Annotated in this window: 16 protein-coding genes; 1 reads left to right on the forward strand and 15 read right to left on the reverse strand. The window is 32.0% G+C overall.

Going from position 1 to position 19055, the window contains the following annotated elements:
- Positions 1 to 202 precede the first annotated feature (202 nt).
- The gene (locus tag FLACOL7796_RS17130; protein ID WP_173971952.1) at positions 203 to 1003 is read left to right on the forward strand and encodes an XRE family transcriptional regulator; all 801 of its coding nucleotides are present in this window, start codon (positions 203 to 205) and stop codon (positions 1001 to 1003) included.
- Positions 1004 to 1119: 116 nt separating this feature from the next.
- On the opposite strand, the gene FLACOL7796_RS17135 is transcribed toward FLACOL7796_RS17130, so the two are convergent.
- The 15 genes from FLACOL7796_RS17135 to FLACOL7796_RS17205 all read right to left on the reverse strand — a co-directional run bounded on the left by FLACOL7796_RS17135 (position 1120) and on the right by FLACOL7796_RS17205 (position 19012).
- Complete coding sequence (locus FLACOL7796_RS17135; protein WP_173971953.1) at positions 1120 to 2331, reverse strand: zinc metalloprotease; 1212 nt, start codon at positions 2329 to 2331, stop codon at positions 1120 to 1122.
- An 11-nt stretch (positions 2332 to 2342) separates the two neighbouring features.
- Positions 2343 to 2684 (reverse strand): DUF4280 domain-containing protein, encoded by a 342-nt coding sequence (locus FLACOL7796_RS17140; protein WP_173971954.1) that lies wholly within the window; start codon positions 2682 to 2684, stop codon positions 2343 to 2345.
- A gap of 4 nt (positions 2685 to 2688) precedes the next feature.
- On the reverse strand, positions 2689 to 3696 hold the full coding sequence (locus FLACOL7796_RS17145) for a hypothetical protein (protein WP_173971955.1): 1008 nt from the start codon (positions 3694 to 3696) through the stop codon (positions 2689 to 2691).
- Positions 3697 to 3705: 9 nt separating this feature from the next.
- Positions 3706 to 5007, reverse strand: a complete 1302-nt coding sequence (locus FLACOL7796_RS17150) for a hypothetical protein (protein ID WP_173971956.1) — start codon at positions 5005 to 5007, stop codon at positions 3706 to 3708.
- On the reverse strand, positions 5000 to 5557 hold the full coding sequence (locus tag FLACOL7796_RS17155) for a DUF6046 domain-containing protein (RefSeq protein ID WP_173971957.1): 558 nt from the start codon (positions 5555 to 5557) through the stop codon (positions 5000 to 5002). The genes FLACOL7796_RS17150 and FLACOL7796_RS17155 overlap by 8 nt, the downstream gene beginning before the upstream one ends.
- Positions 5558 to 5578: 21 nt before the next feature.
- A complete protein-coding gene (locus tag FLACOL7796_RS17160; RefSeq protein ID WP_173971958.1) occupies positions 5579 to 6049 on the reverse strand; it encodes a hypothetical protein in 471 nt (156 codons plus the stop codon).
- Between the two features lie 65 nt (positions 6050 to 6114).
- Positions 6115 to 6309: a hypothetical protein gene (locus tag FLACOL7796_RS17165; RefSeq protein ID WP_173971959.1), complete on the reverse strand. Its 195-nt coding sequence runs from the start codon at positions 6307 to 6309 to the stop codon at positions 6115 to 6117.
- A gap of 435 nt (positions 6310 to 6744) precedes the next feature.
- On the reverse strand, positions 6745 to 7539 hold the full coding sequence (locus FLACOL7796_RS17170) for a hypothetical protein (RefSeq protein ID WP_173971960.1): 795 nt from the start codon (positions 7537 to 7539) through the stop codon (positions 6745 to 6747).
- Between the two features lie 166 nt (positions 7540 to 7705).
- The gene (locus FLACOL7796_RS17175) at positions 7706 to 8332 is read right to left on the reverse strand and encodes a hypothetical protein (protein ID WP_173971961.1); all 627 of its coding nucleotides are present in this window, start codon (positions 8330 to 8332) and stop codon (positions 7706 to 7708) included.
- Positions 8332 to 10182, reverse strand: coding sequence for an autotransporter outer membrane beta-barrel domain-containing protein (locus tag FLACOL7796_RS17180; RefSeq protein ID WP_173971962.1), 1851 nt, complete (start codon positions 10180 to 10182; stop codon positions 8332 to 8334). Before FLACOL7796_RS17180 ends, FLACOL7796_RS17175 begins: the two co-directional genes overlap by 1 nt.
- A gap of 101 nt (positions 10183 to 10283) precedes the next feature.
- A complete protein-coding gene (locus tag FLACOL7796_RS17185; RefSeq protein ID WP_173971963.1) occupies positions 10284 to 10475 on the reverse strand; it encodes a hypothetical protein in 192 nt (63 codons plus the stop codon).
- A 148-nt stretch (positions 10476 to 10623) separates the two neighbouring features.
- A complete protein-coding gene (locus FLACOL7796_RS17190) occupies positions 10624 to 13905 on the reverse strand; it encodes a hypothetical protein (RefSeq protein ID WP_173971964.1) in 3282 nt (1093 codons plus the stop codon).
- 300 nt (positions 13906 to 14205) lie between these two features.
- Positions 14206 to 16074 (reverse strand): hypothetical protein, encoded by a 1869-nt coding sequence (locus FLACOL7796_RS17195; RefSeq protein ID WP_173971965.1) that lies wholly within the window; start codon positions 16072 to 16074, stop codon positions 14206 to 14208.
- 673 nt (positions 16075 to 16747) lie between these two features.
- Entirely contained in the window at positions 16748 to 18814 is a 2067-nt protein-coding gene (locus FLACOL7796_RS17200) for a hypothetical protein (RefSeq protein WP_173971966.1), read from the reverse strand.
- Between the two features lie 6 nt (positions 18815 to 18820).
- Positions 18821 to 19012, reverse strand: coding sequence for a hypothetical protein (locus tag FLACOL7796_RS17205; protein ID WP_173971967.1), 192 nt, complete (start codon positions 19010 to 19012; stop codon positions 18821 to 18823).
- Between the last annotated feature and the right edge of the window lie 43 nt (positions 19013 to 19055).

The raw sequence follows: 19055 nt of genomic DNA on the forward strand, positions 1-19055 counted from the left end.
TAATATGATTTAGCTTTTTGTCCTGTATATTAGAGTAATACAATAAGAAAAAGGTTTTAAATGTCTTAAAATTCAGATGTTACGTAAAATAATTAGAAAAGAATGTTGTTATTTGTTTTATATTTTTTAGTTTTGCAACATATAGTGGAATGTGTTATGAATATTAAAACATATTACATAAATAAAAAAAGGCAATTACAACATGGAAATACATACTAAAATAAAACGTATTATAGACGAGATGAAGTTAAACAATAACTCATTTGCGAAATTAATAGGGGTAACCAGCACGACAATAGATAGTATCACTATTGGAAGATTGCAAGCTGATGGAGAAAGAAAAAGAACGAAGCCAGGTTTTGATTTATTGCAAAGTATCATTACGCACTGTAATGTAAATCCGGAATATTTTTTTGGAGAAAGTGATGAAATTTTTGTTTCTAAAACAAGTGCAGAAGTTGGCTTAAATTTACCAAAGATTATAACAGTAAACGAAGACGGAGAAGAAAATATCAATTTTGTTGGAGTAAAAGCCCGAGCGGGATATCTGGATGGTTATTCTGATCCTGAATATATGGAGAGTCTTCCTTCGTTTAGTATGCCAATGTTAAAAAACGGAACTTACAGATGTTTTGAAATAAAAGGAAACTCAATGTCGACAACGATTCATGACGGCGATTATCTTTTTGGAAAATATGTAGACAATTTTGATGACATTCTTGACGGAAGAATTTATGTTATTATCAGTAAGAATGATGGAGTAGTGGTAAAAAGGGTTTTAAACCGAATTAGAGAAAGCGGAAAATTAATTCTGAAATCAGACAACAGAGACGGAAATTACCCTATGTATTCTATTTATGCCGAGGATATTCTCGAGGTTTGGTATGCGAGTATGTATGCCTCTAAACAAATGCCCGATCCTATTAATATTTATGAAAAGATTCACGATCTTGAAAGTAAATTTTATGAGATGGAAGAGACTTTGAGAAAAAAGTTAAACTAGTTAAAACAAGAAAACGGCAGCATTATGTTGCCGTTTTCTTGTTTTTATGGTACAATATTATATTGTAAGACTTTATAAGGATTAAGGAATTAATTTAAGTTGAAAATTTAAAAATTTTACTTCAGTACCTGATCTTTTCTAATCTCATCCCATTGCCATTTTATGAGTCGCTTTCTATTATCTGTTGTACCATCCCTGTAATAGTCCATAATATTATCTGTTTTGTATTTTTCAAAATAAAATTTTCCCGTTAAACTATTCGGGCCGTCGCTGAAAAAATGATGTACACCTAACGCATGTAATCCTTCGTGTACTGTTGTACTCTTTTTATAGCCTAAACTATTTGTTTTATTATATATAATAACATATTTTTTCGGCGAACGAGATCCTACGCCGTTGAGCCATCCACGCGGATTTCCGGTTTCAGGATCATAACCACCGTTTACTGCATCTTTATTAACAAAATAATAAGTAAGTGATGTATTATTAGCGGTTGGATCGTTTTTTAGAATTGTTTCACTTAATAAATCGTGATTAGATATGTGATTTTGAATGTTTCCATTGTCTGTTCTTGTTAAATTAATTTCGGCTAGATATTTTGGAAGTGAAAGATCAAGTTCTTCAACCACAAAATTAACATTAGCATTTATCATTGCCTGGTTTAGCCCTTCTTTATTCAGCCATTTTTTTAGATCTTCAATGTTGGTATTAAAGGTTTCGTTACCAAAAAGTCTCACATTTACCAATCTTACATCAATTTCTTTTTGCTGATTAGTTGCATTCTTATAAAAATTTAGCACCCCAATTACATTATTATTTTGATCTTTAACTTCGTACACATAATCACTTTTTATTTCGGTATCGCAGAAAATAGTAATTTCTTTTCTATTGGCCGTTTTTGCAGGCAGTCTTTCAGGAATAAAACGTAAACCTTCTTTTGAAGGAAATACAATTTCGTCAACAATCTCTTTATTATCCCAATCTCCGGATTGTTTTTCAACATATAAAGTTAGTTTTACTAGTTCTCCAGTTACTGAAAGATTATTTTTGTACATACTTATCCAGGAAGTATAGTAAGGCTGGTTGTATATTTTTGTTGGACTGTATAATTTTTCGAAATCGGCCCAGTTTCCGGATCTAATTTCGTTTCTATATTTTGTTTCTGAACTGTTTTTTAATCTTTCAGGTTCCCCGCTCATATAATCAATTCCAAAACCACCGTTATATGTGCTGGTTTCTCTAAAATAAACGATGAATTCAGCATTTCGGGTATCTGATTTAGGAGGACTTATGTATTCTTTTATATAGCTAGTTCTTACTTTTCCCATTATTTATATCTTTATTTTTGACCGGAATCGACTGGTTTTATTATACCTCCAACGCTACAGCTTATAAATGAAGTATCTATTGCCGCTTTTGTACCACCTATATTGACATCACTTTTGCAGGCCTGCCATTGTAAAGTGGCAGGTTTGGTGTTGCAGGGAAAGAAATTTGAGCCATTTGGCTGCAATTTGCATGGACCAAAAACGGGAATATTTTTAATTATTGTATTATCTGTTTCATTGGCAGCAGCTTCGTTTTGTATTAAAACTTTTTTACTATTGGTTACTATTAAATTGGTCTCCAGTTCTCCTGCGGAGCATTTTAGTTTTGCTCCATTTCTTATATATTCGGCCATAAGATTAATTTATATTTACAGATTCACCATTGATTGTTGTAGTTCCAGTAGCTTCTATTTTTATAGAGTCCCCTTTCATAATTATTTCTTTCTGTGAATCGAATGTAATTCCAGTTGAGTCAATGGTAAGAATACTTTCTTTTGATTTTAATTCTAATTTATCCTTGCTTACCCATGACATGTTATCCCCTAAAATAACTACAGACCTAAATTCGTTTAAACTTGTCCTTGAAATTTGGCTTCCATCTTTAAAAAAAATACTTTCTACGTTATTGTTTGTTAAACTAGTTTTTTGTTTTTCAACACCTTGATCATCTTTTAAGGAAAAGATTGTTTCCAAAGGTGTTATTGTTGTATGATTGTTTACAGTACTATTTTTATTTGTAAACTTAATGGATACTTCTTCTTCTTTTAATGATAAATTCAATCGCTCTTTTGATTCATTATTTTCAATCGAATTGAAAGTCGTCGTAAGGCTATTAGGTGAAAAATGCGTAATTGCCAATGGTTTTTCTTTTTCATCAAAATAGCTTATTTTAAAATTTTTGTCTTTGTCAAATTCTATTTTAGCGACATCAATAATTTTAGTTTCATCACTTTCTGACTGGGTATCCGTTTTTATATAACGAATATGTAAATTACTACCATCAATACTATAATCAAAAAAAAGTTTTGGATCACTTGTAGCTTGTATTCTCCCCATTAGTCTATCAACTTCAGAAAACTCCGAAATAAATGCTCGGGTTTCAACTCCGTCTATAGTTGTAGCTAAAACCCAGCTATCTTTTTTAGGAATGGTTATAATTCCTTGTTCCACGTCCAGAATCGAAGCTTTTAAGCGTACATTTTTGATGATAGCACCATCGGCACGCATAATGTTTACAGTATATGCGTCTTCCGGGTTATAGAGTGATGTTATTTCTTTATTTATTTCGATGACTTTTGCTGCAAAAGTTTCAATAGTTTGATTTTTACTAGAGACATCTTTTATTAGATCTGTTATATTTCCCATTTTGTCTTTTTATACTGTTTCTACTCTTCGTCCTATATAAATTTTTTGTCTGTAGCCGTTTTCGCCATAGCTTCGTTCTACTTTTTCGACCTGAAAAGTTCCGTTTTTTTCTTTGTCTTTGGCGTTTTCAAGAATTACCTTGTCTGTAGGTCTTACGAATGGCTCACCAAAAGTGAGAAAGTAACCTTCTAGTCCGCTTGGTTTAGATTGCATTGCTCTTAAAGCGGCATATTGATATAATTCTGAAGCAACTTTTGTGGCTGTTTCTTTAAAAGCTTCGGGATCTTTAGGCAGATCATCTTTATCATCATGCAAAACATGGGTTTTAATTAATTGCCCATTTGGGTCGCCTAATTCGATATAAATTGGAGTATTTGAATTTTTAAAGTATTTTTCGACTCTTGTACGGGTGTTTTTTGTAGACTCATTTACTACAATCAGTTTATCTTCGATAATATTATAGCGAAATCTAAAACTTACTTTTCCTAAAAATCCGTCTGAAACAGATTGAGCAATTTTATTTAATTTAGAACTTAAAAGACTAAGTCCCTGATTGATTAGTTTTTTGGCAAGTGCTCCGGCCAATGGGCTTTTAATGAAATTTCGATCAATAAAACCGGCTAATTCTGCCGAAGTATGTTGTTGCGGATTATTGGTAATAGTAAGAACAGGAGCCAGGTTTTCGGTTTTAAAATAGGTATAGATTCCTTTGTCTTTTAGCATCTCAAAAACCTGGGCCAAACTTTGATTTCTATTGATGATTATATTACCCAATTCCTCATCGAGAGCGTTTACTTTAAAAGGTAAATTCAATTCTTTGATTCTCTTTTCGAAGAAAGTTTTTGGATTAAATCCTTCGACATTTGTGGTTGGGTTAGTTGATACAACATTTAGAATATCATTTTTATCCTGAACATCATCGTCTTTTACGGCTTTTACTTTTTTAAACGCATACATGGCATCTTCGCAGGTTATTGTAGTATTTGTATCTGATTGTACTCCTGTGATATATCCTCTAAATGCAGGTTTGTAATCATCATCATAACCTAAAAATATTTCGATGAAATTTTCTAGTTTAAAAAAATCGTGAATTGTTTTTTCTTCGCCGTTTGCATTTTTGAACAAGTTTTGATCAAATCCTTTTGTATCCGTATACACTTTTTGAGGCATTACAATAGTAGCCGTATCGGTAAGCGATTTGTACGAACTGCTTATGTCTACATTTTTGACATAAGTAAATTCATAAAACTTAGGCATAGGGATAAGTTTTACGGTTTCGTAAACCCTAATTTTAGCATTTAATTTAAGCATTGTCTCTAATTATTAGTTCTACAGTTTCGTCTGATGTGGCGCTGGCCGTAAATTTTTGAATATTCTTTGTTCCCGAAATTGATGGAATAGAGTAGGAGTCGATCACTAATTCGTAAATACCAAATCGGTTCAAAATAGCATGTGTTACTCTTAAAGCATAAGGTGCATTTAAGAATTGTTTCAGTAAAAAAAGTTTTTCTTTTGGATATTCGTCTCCGGTTTCATTAGCAATTAATCCATCTATAGAAATACTAAAATCACCATTTGTAATATGCTCTTTGATAGTGGAGTCTCGTCCTTCGATTCCTTCTTTCTTAATTGTTTTTGAGCGACTTAAGTTAACTGTAACTGCATCAATTCGTAAGCTGGCCAAATTGAGATCTTTTTTTACCAGAGGTTCAAAAACCAACGGAGCAAAAACTCTTAGATTAAATTCGCCACCGGTTTTATCTATAATAAAATCTTTAGATTCTGATTCGTTATAATTAAGACCGGAATATTCGATTTCTTTGGTATCTAAAATTTCGTTTACATTAAAATTGAATTTCATAATGATTTATTTTTTTTGTTTTTAATTTGAAAATGTTTGTGCGAAGGCTGTCATGAGTGTATTTTCCATTCTTTTCTCATTATGCTTTTGCAGCCAAAGTGCTTCTTCAAGTAATTTGTAAAATTCATCCATTGATAATTGATACGGATCTACCTGAAAAGCATATCGAATAAGTGCTGCCGATTTTTTGAATTCGTCTTTTTGTGGTGTTGCATCGATTACGAATTCACTATCTTTTTTAATCATGGCTACAATAGAATTTCCTGCCGAAAGCATAAATTCGTCATCATAATTTTCCTTATCCAGGACGCATTCCTGAAATAAAAAGAGAATTGCTTCATGCGGATTGTCCTTGTATTTATTTTGATAATTTAGGAATGAAGTGAACGATGGTTTTCTGCAAAAAGTGGTTGTTAATTGGTCATCTGAGGTTAGTTTTAATACTGTGCCGTATTTTTCTTTTAGTTTTTGTAGGTATATTTCGTCTTGCATTTTTATGGTTTTGGAGATTTTATTTTTTATTGAAATGTAGAATTAACTTTAATAAATACGATAATTTACATGCTGCCGTCGCGGCTCTCTTTTCTAATAATTTCGGACAGATTTTCTTTTTTTTCGGATACGGTTAATGGCGTAATAGTAAAACTCTCTATAAAAATGTTTCCTTCTGTTGTTTGCCCCAGAGGATTTTTGAAATTACTCATGTCTGGTGTTTTAGGTGTTTCGCCTAAATCTTTTGGTGTAAAATCCATGATTGGTTGATCTTTAATTGTTAATATGATTGTTGAAAGTATGGTATACAGATGAGGTGTCTATTCTCAAAAAAAATCTGAAAATAAAGTGTAATATTATGTCTGTTTTGGGATACTAATAGTTGTTATTAGAGTATGTAAAAGTAGGGCAGAAGAGGGTAGAAAACGAATAATTTGATGGTGGTTTTCGGTAGTTTCAGTGGAAATTTATTTAGTGGTAGGTTTTGTATTATTGGTTTTTTAGTATTAAAGTTTACATATTTTTATGATAGTACTTTACATCCTAATTAATAGAGTTAAGTTAGCTTTAAAATAATTATAACAAAACTCATCCAGAATTATTGAAAAATTTGTATTTCCTTAATTCTAGATGAGTTTTTTTGAATTGATATTAAATTTTATTTTTGCATATGATTTTTTTACATTCGTTGAATGCTAGACCTGTCTACCCAATGAAGTTTGAAATTCTTCAATTATCTTATATAAGTTTAAACTTTCATTATCTGTAAGACCTTTTCCAATGGTTGCAAACGAAATTATAGACATATCAGAACCGTATAAATATGATCCTATCGATACATTATTGTTGTTTAGGATGCCTTGAGTTCCATAATTAATATTTAGTAAATTTCCATTTTTATATATAGAGTGTCTGCCATTTATCAAAGTTTTTGATGCTAAATAGTATCCTTTTCCATCTAAATTTTCTTTCATTACTCTTGAATTTAATGAACCACTATCGTCGTATAAGTCACTTACTGCGGCCATTTTTCCATTTACTCCTATAGTATTAAAAAGTTGACAACGACCACCTTGAAATAAATAGCAAGGGGTAGCTGTTCTTATATAAGAGGACCAATGAAAGTCATTGATTACAGAATCTCTATTAAAATTAAATTGAGTGAGAGCATAACTTCCTGAAATAAATTCCATTCCTTTATTATTGTGCTCTTGAATGCCAAAATATGTTATTCTAAATGAGGAATCCGCATCAATTGGACTTTTTAAATTGAACTTATGTGTGTTAGCTGTCCCTCCAACAAAAGGATAAATTGCTTGCATTTTATCCCAAATATTTTTTTCTTTTAAAGAAGTTACTAAAGTGTTGATTGCATTAGCCTGAACATAGTTAATAATTGGTGCTACATCTATAAAATATTGAGCATCTGGATCTGTAACTTCGATTTTACTTTGCTTAAAGCTTCCAAAAACATATTTTTTTATACTCATTACATTCTTAAGATTATTTGATTAGTATTTCCTAATTGTGTCAAGTTGAAATGTTTTTTATTTACGTTTTGATAAATTGAGATTATTGTTTTTATTATGTTGAAAATCCTTAATGATAATACTGGTTAAATAAAATTAATTAATCGGATTCTTTTTTTATTATTGTTTATGGGACATATGTTATTGTAGACCCTGGAGCTAATCCTACCAGATCGCCATCAGGCTCTCCATTATTAATTGTTTGTTGAGATATATGGGCAGTTATTTGCCATCTTGCGGTACCCCACCATTTATTAAACACTCCATTATCTAAGTAGCTCGAACCTATATTTAGACATTTAGGTATTTTGACTATTTTATTAGCTCCACTATATGATGTACCAAAAGTACCATTCGCTAAGGATATGCAGTTTGGGAAATCATATTCAATAATTGAAGAATTTCTGTCAATTTCGCCAAATGTAGCTTTCATATTCTTAAAATATAATTTTAAGATTTTAGTTACACTCCAAAAAGCGCCATAGCTAATATTTTCAACCATTCCGTCTAAATCATCATAAAAAGTCATATATTTATTGCCTTCAAATGCTATTGTTGGAATTGTGTAAGGAGTAGAAATAAAACACTCGACATCTGTATCAACAATCTTAAAAAAACTTATTGAGCTTAATGGTATCTGTAGCCTTTGCGCAATAAGTAAAGGAGTGTTTAACTGGTTATCTAAACCTATACCTCCAATTCGCGTGTTTATTTTTGACTTTGACTTTCCAAAAACATATTTTTTTATACCCATTATACACTTAATATTATTTGGTTGGTATTTCCTAATTTAGTAAGGTTCAAATACTTTTTCTCGGGAGTAATTTCAGGTTCTCCAAACACCCATTCAATTTGATTTGCCCATTGCCAAGTTAGATTTACACCTTCTAGTGTGATTGCATTAAATGAAAATTCTTCTGTATTGATAATAGGCATTCTTACGACACCACTACTTTTAAAAATGATAGTTTGGCCATTCCAATTTTCCTGAATATCTATATCTCCATTTATAATGATTTGTTTGTCTTTTATTTGAGTCTTTTCTTCTAAATACTCTTTTGTAATTAAAGATTTATTTCCTCCTGAATCAATTATAGTATTTGTTAAAGTAGGAGCAAGTAATCTGTTATCAGCTTCTTTTCTGATTGCGATATCTCCGACTCCATTAGCAAATATTGCTAAATTAGCGTCGTTTTGATTCAATCCTTGAACGCCACCTATTATTGTATTACCACTTCCTGTAGTTATACCATTATTTCTTTGACCTGTATTAATTGAAATATTATTACTTCCTGTACTATAATTAAGATCTGCATTTGAAAAAGGTGTTCCAATTAATACATTCCCTGCTCCGGTTGTTAAATTATACCCTGATTGAAATCCAATTGTTATATTATTATCTCCTGTACCTGTTATGGTAGAACTAGATCCACTTAACCACCCTAATGATGTATTATAACTACCTAAGGCTCCTGCTGCTGCTGCCGTTCCGACAGCAACATTTCCAGTTCCAGTTAAATTATTTACTAAAGCATTTGTACCAATAGCTAAATTATAGCTTCCAGTGGTTAAATATCTTAGAGCTGCTCCACCTATTCCTACATTTTGGGTTCCTGTAGTTAGGTTCGCAAGTGTAACTGATCCAACCCCTGTGTTATAACTGCCAGTTGTATTTAAAGCTAATACAGATCTACCTATTGCTGTATTTTGAATGGATGTTGTAGCGTTCATTAAAGCGTTTGATCCTAAGACAGTATTAGTAGCTACAGTACTATTATTTCCCTTGCCTATTCTAATTCCATTTATGAGTTTATCGGCACCTCCTAATTCTTGTAAAGGAGTATTATCAACTATACCGGATTGGGTTGCTGATACTGGTAAAAATGCAGGGATATCATCTAAAGTAGCTAAAGTTTTTGTTTCTTCTTCTGTTGTAATTGCAGGCATTAAAACATTTGAGTAGTTCACTGTAGTATCCGGATTCATTCCTAAAGTTGAAAAACGATTTGAATTTAAGTTACCAAATCCAATACCTTGAGCAAATAAGGCTGTAGTTTCTCCGGTTTTTGAGTTAACAAAATCAATTAGTTCGCTACTTAAGTTTAAGGATGCTATTTTATTTTCTCCTCTAGTGACAGTGCTTGATTGAGTCATTTCAATGTTTTGTGCATTGATAGTGTTTGTATAAACATCATTATCAGCATAACTTTTAAATAAAGCAGTGTGAGTTGTTTCATTTCCATTTGACAAAACTTGGTCAAAAGTTAATCCCTCAACGTCTAATATTATATCTCCATTTCCTATTATAGGTTCCCCATTAATAGTTTTAAATTCAGGTTTATTAAGCAATTGACTTAAACCAGATTCACTATTCCAGTCTGTGTTTACTTGCGGAGCATGTGCATTTTTATCGGCCAAGTGATTATCTAAAACGGTTTTATCTGCTTTGGATAAAAGCAATTCGTCAATTCCTTCAATATCCTTTACAGGAACTTTTTCATATTTATGTCGGAAGGAATCCCAGGTATCCCAAAATTGAGTTTGTGTTGGTTTTAAACCAGTTTTAAACCATTGTTTTATGGTATTTAATGTTTGTAAAGCCATGTTTTTTTATTTAGTTATAGATTTTTGTTAAGCAACTATTTTAATTGGTGATAAAGATTTATTTCTGATTTTGATATCTTTTAATCTTGCATTATGTTTTTTTATTTTTCTTCTGTAGAAAATAAGGAAGTAATATTTGGTAATGCTGCTGATAGGAGCAGACCAATTAATTTGATCCTGTTGATGGTTATCAATGATAATCCTGCATCTTGAAGGAGATCGAATTTTGTGTCAACTAAGCCTGTTAAAACAATTAAAAGACTAATAATTAGCGTGATTTTTGATTTGTTCATAAGATTAATTTGAGGTTGATTCTTTTTGTTATAATATTTTAAAGTAATAGAACGTGTTAATGTTTTCTACCTCATCCATTGTATAATAAATGAGGTAGAAAAATTGTAGTGTAATAACTTTTATAAGGGTATTTAATTTACAAATTCATTATTGTTTTTCAATCCATGCAGACCAAACTCCGGCTGTTAATGTTCGTATAAAGAACCTGCCTGCTGATGCGGTAGATGTGAATGTAATTCTCTGCATTCCGTAATCAGATGCATTGTATCTGAATGTTTCTAAAAAGTAATCACCGGTAGCTCCTGCTATTTGGATGGTATTACCTGCTATTGTCCTCTGCGAACCAACAGGCGTGCTGTTGAATATGACATCTGATGATTCTGTCAATGCTGCGGCTACGTTGATTCCGTTAGTTGAGATAGTTCCATTTACCTCTAGTTTACTTCCGTTATATCCTGCTGTTCCTATCGTAACATTGCTATGAAATTGCCCTGTGAACGAAGTTATTGACCTTCCTATAAAATTTGTAGCTGTAAGATCTCCATTTTTATTAAGAATTATATTGGTCTCTGGCGGACGAGGAAAGGTATCCATATCAGTTATTTCTATAGTACCAGTTATACCCAGATTACCGGTTATATTAAGGTCGCCATCTTTAGATTCGTTACCGGTTTTATGTAATACATTGTCGTCATAAACAGATATATCTCCAGTGCCTACAATTGATTGCCCATTGATGGTTTTGAAATCCTTTGTTGTTGCTAGTGTATAATTTCCTGCTACTGTTGGTGCAGGAAATTTTATATTAGAATCTGAGATTGGTTCTGTAATAGTTACACTAGTTCTAAATGAACCAGAATTTGTAGATTGAATTAACTCTATTTCGCTATCCTGCATACTTATTTTACTAGCTTTACCGTCTCTAGAGTCACTAAATCCTATAGAATTAGGAAATAGATAAAAATTTGTTGATTCGCCAGTTTCTGAATCAGTATTGGTAATATCTATTAAATTGTCAATAACATTAGCTGAACTATCATTATTCAATGCTTTTTGTAAAGATATGTCGCTAGTGGTAGCTAAATCATATCCTTGAGAATTATAAGGTAATGATGGAAAGTATAATTTATTGTCCATATTGATAGGATCTCTAAAACCTACTAATGTACCATTGCCATCTTTAAAGTAACGTAAATACATGCTATCAGGAGACATTAGTAAACTACTATAGTTATTAGAAGACTCTAAGGAAGACCCAGATTCAAGGGTTATGCTACCATCTAATTGAGAATAGGTACTATATATTGCTGGATCAGTAACACCATCGCTCTCATTAGACCAATGTATTTCCGTGGATTTAGTGGGTCCTGACAATAAATTAATATAGCTATTTTCTCTAGTTGCTGTACTACCATTATCTAGAGTTTGTTGTAAATTTTGAGACCCTCCTGTAATATCGTCCGTAGTAGCTAAAGTATAATCTGATCCTTTTGTTTTTACAGGCAATTTGAAATTACCAACCCCTACGCTAAAATCAAAGTCACTTATAACATCCTGTAATACAACGTCAAATTTAGTTATAGAGTTTTTATCATATTCGGTAGATGGAGTTCCTTGTTGCTTGTCTCTATATACTGTTTTGTCGAATTTTATATCTACAGAATTTGTTTGTAAATTAGAATCTTCATTTAATCTAATGAACTTACCAATAGCAATATTCCCGTTATCTAATATTTCATCTAAGTTTTGAGAACCACCTTCTGAATGAGCATCCAAATACTCTTTAGTCAACAAAGATTTAGCTCCTCCTGAATCAATTAAATCATTTGTCAAAGTAGGAGCAAGCAATCTGTTATCAGCTTCTTTTCTAATTGCTACATTTTGACTACCATCAGCTAATATAATCAGGTTAGAATCATTTGCGGATAATCCTCTAATATTACCGACCAATGTATTATTACTCCCTGTAGTTACTCCGGTATACCAATAATCCGAAGAAATCGCAATATTATTATTACCTGTAGAAAACCCTGTACCAGCATTATTGGCATAACTTCCTATTAATACATTCCCACCTCCTGTTGTCAATTGTCCCCCTGATTGATAACCTAAAGTTGTATTATAACTACCACTACTTACTGCCGATGTACCATTAGATAAAAAACCTATAGCTGTATTATTAGCTCCTGTAATTCCAGTACCAGCATTAGCACCTATAGCTGTATTATTATTGGTTGTAGTAAGTTTAGATAGTGTATTATTACCTATAGCCATATTAAAGTTTCCAGTTGTAGCTCTGCGTAAAGATGAGGCGCCAACTGCTATATTTTGATTTCCTGTTGTTAAATCTCCTAAAGCAGAAGCACCTACGGCAGTATTAAACCCAACTCCACTTAATAATTTTGTAAGTGCATTTACTCCTAATGCTGTATTACTTGGAGAGGTTTGATTTAACCTTAATGCCCAATTTCCAATAGCAGTGTTGTTATTTGCAGATATATTGCTTAATAATGCTTCAGATCCAATAGCTGTATTTGCTGTTCCTGTAGTATTAGAACTTAGTGCTGATAACCCAAAAGAGCTGTTTTCTGGATCATTACCACTTCCTTTACCTATCCTAACTCCATTTATAAGCTTATCAACTCCCCCCAATTCTTGCAAAGAAGTATTATCAACTATACCTGATTGAGTTGCTGACACTGGTAAAAATGTTGGTATATCATTTAATGTCGCTAAAGTTTTTGTTTCTCCTTCTTCTGTCATTACAGGCATTAAAACATTTGAGTAGCTTGCTGTGGTAGCTGGATTCATTCCTAATGCAGAAAAATGATTTGAATTTAAGTTACCAAATTCAACACCTTGAGCAAACAAGGCTGTAGTTTCTCCTGTATTTAAGTTAACAAAATCAATTTGTTCGCTATTTAAATTTAAAGATGCTATTTTATTTTCACCTCTGGTGGCGGTGCTTGATTGGGTCATTTCAATATTCCGTCCACTAATAGCGTTTGTATAAATATCACTATCTGCATAACTTTTAAATAAAGCAGTTTGAGTTGTTTCATTTCCATTTGATAAAACTTGTTCAAAAGTTAAACCCTCAACGTCTAATGCTATATCGCCTGTTCCTACTATTGGTTCCCCATTAATAGTTTTAAATTCAGGTTTATTAAGTAATTGACTAAAACCAGATTCACTATTCCAATCCGTATTTACTTGTGGAGCATGGGCATTTTTATCAGCCAGGTGATTATCTAAAACCGTTTTATCTGCTTTGGTTAAAAGTAATTCGTCAATTCCTTCAATATCTTTTACGGGAACTTTTTCAAATTTGTGTCGGAAGGAATCCCAAGTGTCCCAAAATTGTTGTTGTGATGGTTTTAAACCGGTTTTAAACCAGTTTTTTATAGTATTTAATGTTTGTATTGCCATGTTTTTTTGTTTTTAAATTATGTGGTTTTAGATTTTGATAAATTCAACATTTGTATTAAATGTTTTATTTTGAATGATTGATTTATTGCGTTGTTTATATTGATTTTTCAGATCTCTTTTATTTTGAAGTAAGAGTCAGCATCAATGGAATAAATCATCAATATAAAAAGAGGAGTATATTATTAGCTCTATAGTAGCTAGAACAAATACTAACAAAATGTACCTGTTTTAGGATTTGTATTTTTTAATAACTTCTCATTATTATGTTATTAATTATATTACTTATAATTAGAACCAAATTTAAGATGCTATAAGGACTTCTGAGATTATCCAACCAAAGGAAGTTTTTTCATACATAAAAGTAGTGTTTCCTGCATAAGCTCTGAAAATAACTCTATCTCGTGGTCTGGCATTTGGATAAGCTATATCCATTTCAGAGACCGTTTGCCGTGTAGTAAAATTAGTATCTTCTATAAGTACTGATAAATCATCTAAGGTAGCTAATGTATAAGGCTCGAATCTACTTGGCTTTGCAGGAACTTGCACAATAGTGTGTTTACTTGAATCTCCTTCATCACTTGGTTTTTCAATTTTTAATAATAATTGACTACCCGAAGTAGATATTCTTCTCAAAAGAGGCGATTCGTTAAATATTCCTACAAAAGATGATCCATTTCCGCCATACTTACTAGAAATTCCTGTGAATACTAAACTATCGAGTGCAAGGAAATCTATTCCGACATCATTTATTCCATTTGGACTTGTCAGAGTTGCGCTTGGGCCATTATCTAATGTTTGCTGTAAATTTTGCTTTTCTAAATCATCTGTGGTAGCTACTGTATAATCACCTTCTGGCTTTGCAGGGAATTTTAAAAGAGAATTTGATATAGGTTCAGAAAAAGTAACTGTAGTATTTTTAGCAACGGTATACGCATCCTTTATATATGATATATTAGGCTTAGAGTCAAGTATTTGAATAGTTCCCTTTTTATCCGTAGCGATACTTAGACCTATAAGGTTAATATCATTATTTGTTACAGTTAAACCAGCAAGCAAATCTCCATTTCCTGAACTTAATATTGATTCTCTACTGTTAGCATTTCCTTCAAATATTGCTATTATTGAATTTCCTTCGTCGATTTCTGCATAACTACCTGTATCTAAAATACTTTGCAAATTTTGAGAATATCCACTCCCAATAGAACCCACGATAACATTACCAGATGAATCAACTCCTAAACTCCTATCTAATGTACCATTTGGTATAGTTTTTATGTTTAATTTATCTACATACGTTGTATTAGCTTCTGCACCTGTTATATTAGCACCTAAAACGACAGTATTCTCATTATTAGCAAATGAGTTATTTCCATGAACGAATGAGTATAGACCATTAGCTTCTGATTCAATACCTCCAGCATGTGAATTATCTCCTAGAGCTATAGTTAGACTACCTTCTGTATGCGAATAATCACCAAACGCTATAGTTAGATTACCTTCTGCATGTGAATAATTACCATTGGCAATAGTTTTATAACCTTGAGAATGTGATCCAGTACCAATTGCTTTAGTTGCTTGCCCTTCTGCATGTGAGTAGGGACCTTCAGCACTTGTTTGATATCCTTCAGAATGTGATGCACTACTACTTGAAACAGTCTCATTCCCTTCCGCATGACTATTATTTCCTGACGATTGTGTGAATGAGCCTTCGGCATATGAAGCATAGTTACTCGCTGTTGTTTGATGGCCTACAGCCATTGATTTTCCGCCACTAGCATCATTATCACCATCAATTGTAGTTATCGAATAACTACCTGTACCAGATCTCCATAAAGGTGTAATGTCAAAAACTATATCTCCACCACCTGTCAATGGCTCCCCATTAATAGTTTTAAATTCAGGTTTATTAATCAATTGACTAAAACCAGATTCACTATTCCAATCCGTATTTATTTGTGGAGCATGTGCATTTTTATCGGCCAGGTGATTATCTAAAACGGTTTTATCTGCTTTGGTTAAAAGCAATTCGTCAATTCCTTCAATATCTTTTACTGGAACTTTTTCAAATTTGTGTCGGAAGGAATCCCAAGTATCCCAAAATTGAGTTTGTGTTGGTTTGAAACCAGTTTTAAACCATTGTTTTATGGTGTTTAATGTTTGTATTGCCATGATGTTTAATGTCTAATTAATTGATTGTTTTTGGAAGTTGATGTCTTTCAGATCAGACTGATTCATTTGATTTTTATAACTATTCTTGTCGGGAATTTTAGGCATTTTTCTCCTGCCTTTTGATAAAAGAAAATTCATAGTGGTATTTATTTTAATTGATTTGTATTCTTTTGTAGGAAGCTATTTTTAGCGAATAGCTAGTAAGGATATTGTTAAAAAACAATCGGGATTAGAATTTTGAGGATGTAAAAGTACTTCGGAAGTATACAAAAAATGGAAAAATCAGACCTGGTTTTTCGGTAGTTTCAGTAGAAAGTAATCTAACTTTAAAGTATTACAGCTATGATTTCATGTACATTAAAAACAACAAAAAGCCGTTAGCAACAAGAAGATTTTATCCTAGTTACCAACGGCCAAATTTGTTTAAAAAAGTTAAGAGATTTTTTTAATACTGGAGAAATTTTTTCTCTCTTTCTGAGAACGTTTTAGACGGTTGAATTAATACAGTAATCGTTTTTTTTAATATTATACTCTAATACTATGTCTTGGAATAAAAAGTAAACACAGGACCCCTTTTTTTAATTCATGTATTACTCTAGCCTCATTTTTATTAAACGACTTATTTTTGTAAATGATTACTGTTCAAGTATATTGTTCTACATATAAAATTTATTTACCTGATTTTTTCAATATAAAGCGCCTTATTCACATTTGTAATTTTCCATGATACATTTTGACCGGAAGCATTTGTACTATCAGCATATCCTAAAGTCATTTTGAATACAAAATTAAAAGATGCTTGTGATGCTGGTAAAGGAGCATCGTTAGTAAAGTTAGTAAGTGAATAATCAGTGTATTCTACAATAACATTAGAACCATTATCGGTTTTTAGAGGAAGTGTTATACCCGACCAAGAAGATAAGCTGGTTTCAATTACTTCTGAAAAAGCAGAATCATAAAAAGTGGTGCCATTAGAAGGGCTAGGTATTGATAAATTATTTTTTTCATAAATTTTTAATTGATTCCATCGCGGGCCTCCTATAGTTCTGTAAAAAAAGCCATTATTTACTTGTATAAAAACTTCTAACTTTACAATATTTGGCATAACTGAACCAATGTTTTTAGTTAAAGTAATGCGGTTAAACATTTTAATATTAAAAAAACCAGCGTTAGGGAATGCACCAATTGGACTTGCAATTGTTTGTGCTGAATTTGAGGTATTAATTGCCGCATAAACAACTACTGTTAAAATAGATGGTGAATTGTAAACCATTAGTATTGCACTTCCATCATCTTCTAAAATACTGTATCTTTTTCCATTTCGTGTTGTCCATAATTTCCCGTTTTCATCTCTTTCAATCGCTCCATTTTGAGGAATTGTTGTTAAAACTCCGTTTGGAATTATTAACGCTGGTGTTGTAGCTGTTCCTGAGGCAGTTTTAACGTAATCATTACTAATCGCAATCGTTCCGGATTTATTAGGAAGGGTTAAGGTCCTATTTTGATTTGGAGTGATGGGTTTAAGTAGAGTGGACCATCCATCTGGAGTTATCCATTTTATTGTTTCCCATCCATACTGAGTTTTAGTGATACCATTATCTTCTCGATCTAATTGTGCTACAAACATATCTTGAAGCATTTCGGTTATGTTACTGCTTACAGTATCATTAACTTTTAAGCCTTTTGAAAAATTCCAAGGAGCATTAATAGTTTGAGCTTTTGTTTTAATCCAGTTCCACCAATTAAAAAGTTTCGAACGACTTACAACTTTGTTATCTTCTGGTATTGTATCGTTTATCTGCATTTCAGCATCCGTAGCAATTGTTCCAGTCAGTTTAATTTGATTTAACTGTTTTCCCATTTCGGCTGTCAAAGCCTTTGTAGCGCCACCGGTAGTTAGGTCATTTATTAATATAGTATCTAGCGATATTTGTACCTCTTCAATGGCATCCACAATTTCTTGTAAAGTATCTAAATCAACATTATCAGATGATAACAATTTATGGATGGCATTTATCTGATTTTGTAAAATAACTCCCTGTTCAGCACTTAAAATAGATGCTGTGCCTCCAGTTGTTAAATCGTTTATTATGGTTAAATATTGACTGGCAATTTTAGCCAAATCATTCAAAGGGGCATATCCATTAGCAATACCTTTTTGAGATTTATCTTCTTTACTTGTTTCTAATAGTTTCCCCATTTCAGCAGTCAAAGCTTTTGTAACACCTCCAGTAGTTAAGTCATTTACTAAAATTGTACTAAGTGAAATTTGAATTTGTTCAACAACATCTGCAATTTTCTGAATCGTATCAAGGTCAACATTATCAGATGATAATAATGTATTAATACTGTCAATTTGATTTTGAAGAATAACTCCTTGTTCAGCAGAAAGTAAAGCAGTTTCGCCTCCTGTTGTTAGATTATTAACTACATCCAAATACTGATGGGTAATTTTGGAAAACTCATTTAGCGGAACATAGCCGCCAGCTGTGCCTTTTTCAGATTTATTTTCTTTGGACGAAAATAACTCAGCATGTGCATTTGGATTATTTTGATGTTCTTCTAGCTGAGATTTTTCAGCTTTTGTGAGCAATGTCGTTTCAAGTTCTTCAATATCTTTTAATGGAATTTGTTCGAATTTATGTCTAAAAGAATCCCAGGTATCCCAAAATTGATTTTGTGTTGGTTTTAAGCCAGTTTTAAACCATTTTTTTATGGTATTTAATGTCTGAATTGCCATGTTTTTTTAAATTATATAATTATAGGTTTTGACAGAATCAACTTTTTCAGTTGTCAATCTAATTTCATCTTCATGATGATCATGCAGAGTTGAGGTAAATTCCTTCTTAGAAGGTTTCTTTGAATAGAAAGAATAAGAATTACTCTTATCAGGGATTTTTGGCATTTTTCTTATGCCTGTTGATAATAAAAAATCCATAACGGCTATTTTAAATTGATTAATAATAAAAGTCGAGTGGTAT

The sequence above is a fragment of the Flavobacterium bizetiae genome, assembly GCF_902804475.1.
GTDB lineage: Bacteria > Bacteroidota > Bacteroidia > Flavobacteriales > Flavobacteriaceae > Flavobacterium > Flavobacterium bizetiae.